At 60.4% G+C, this 1862-nt stretch carries 1 protein-coding gene; it reads left to right on the top strand.

Going from position 1 to position 1862, the window contains the following annotated elements; translation table 11 throughout:
• Positions 1-1756, top strand: a 1756-nt coding sequence (locus tag ACH2EH_RS08510; protein WP_395140758.1) for an alpha-mannosidase, incomplete at its 5' end; no start/stop codon positions are given.
• Between the last annotated feature and the right edge of the window lie 106 nt (positions 1757-1862).

Here is a 1862-nt window from a genome sequence, read left to right as displayed (position 1 = left end):
TTCTCCGAAGAATGCCACGCAAGCCCTTTCTCTGGCCGCGATTCCTGGTTACATGGCATCTCTGCCGCAGCTCCTGAAAAGCTGTGGACAGCAGGCGTTGTCGCTCCCTCAGAATGCCGACCTGCTGCCCCACCCCGCGTTTCGCTGGCGCGGCATTGACGGCACTGAGCTTCTCACGCAGTTGGGGACATCTGTCCAAGCGCCGCCTTGGCAAGAGCTGCCGCGCTGGAGCGGCGAGCTTCCCCTGGAAAATGATCCCCTGAGGAGCCCCTTGGAGAGCCATGCAGCGGCGGAGCGGGCGCTTCGTGGGGCCGAGCTCTTCGCGGCCCTGGCACAGACCCAGCTCGGCGCTCCCTACCCCTCCGTCGAGTTCGACGCGCTCTGGGCTGCGCTGACGGATGCTGCTAGGACAGGCACGGATGTCATCGAAAGCGCTCTCGCCCTCCAAGACGCTGCCCTCACCAAGATCTCTCAGAATATCGCCACGCCCACCGACTCCGTGATTGTCTTCAACCCAACCGACACGCTCCGGCCTGGCGATGCGTTTTGCGTGCGCCTGCCCGGTGACCAGGTGCGCAAGGGCCGCGTGCTCTTCAACGACGCCGACGGCGAGCCGCTGAGCAGTCAGTTTCTGCGCATGGTAGGAAAAGAGCGAGAGTATCTCGTGCTGCTTCTCGATGTCGAGCCTCTGGGCTACCAGAGCATTGGCCTGGGCCGCACCGATGCGCCCGCCGATGAGAGCACGGTCACTGCCGAGGAGAATATTATCGAAAATGACTTTGTACGCGTCACACTGGATGCCCAGGGCGAAATTTCCTCGCTGCTTCACAAGACCGAAGACGGCGAGCGCGAGTCTCTGGCGGCAACGGCGCGGCTGGTCGCTTATGAGGACAAGCCCACCCCCCTTGAAGACGAAGCAGAAGTCACGCGCTTTGAGGTTCTTGAAAACGGCCCCGTGCGCGCCAGTATTTTAGTCGAACGACGTTTTCGCAGCTCCACTGTCACCCAGCGCATCCAGCTCTGGGCACACTCGGCGCGCGTTGAGATCGCCACCGAGATTGACTGGCACGAGCACCGGGTTCTCCTCAAAGCCCATGTCCCCGCCACAGTTCTTGCCAACCGCGCCACCTACGAGATCCCGTTTGGGACCATCGAGCGTCCCACGCACACCAACACGATCTGGGACGCCGCCAAGTTCGAGGTCTGTGGGCACAAGTGGGCTGACATCTCCGAGGGCGACTTTGGTGTGAGTATTCTCTCGGACACAAAATATGGCTACGATGCTCGCGAGAACACCCTCGCTCTAACGCTCCTGACACCCCGCATCTACCCCGACACCGACCAGGGTCGCCATCACTTTACCTACGCAATTCTTCCCCACACCGGCGACTGGCGGGGCGAGACCGTGGACGAGGCCCATGCACTAAACTACCCGCTGCTTGCCCGCTTCGCCCCGAAGAACCTCAAAGCCCCCCTCCTCCCCACTTATGATTTCGTGAGCGTGGACGACCAGGGCCTGATTATAGAGACCATCAAACGCGCCGAATCCGAAGAAAATGCGCTTGTCGTGCGCCTCTACGAAGCTCTACAAACACGCGGCGAGGCCACCCTCACCTTCGGCTTCAAGCTTGCAGAGGCCTACGAGACCAACAGCCTTGAACAAGATCCCGTGCCCGTTCCTTTCAAGGGGAACGCACTCACGTTTCCCTACCGACCCTTTGAAATCAAAACCTTCGTGGTGAAACCAGCAAAATGAGTTGAGTCCGCGATCAGGGTAGCTCCTTAGGCTTTGATTCTGATTCTCTGACGATTAATGTCAGCTTTAACTGTGGCTGCGGTTGTGATCTCGCTGCGCCGCCGCC

The sequence above is a fragment of the Armatimonas sp. genome, from assembly GCF_043760365.1.
Lineage (GTDB): Bacteria > Armatimonadota > Armatimonadia > Armatimonadales > Armatimonadaceae > Armatimonas.
This window is presented reverse-complemented; position numbering and strand designations above follow the sequence as displayed.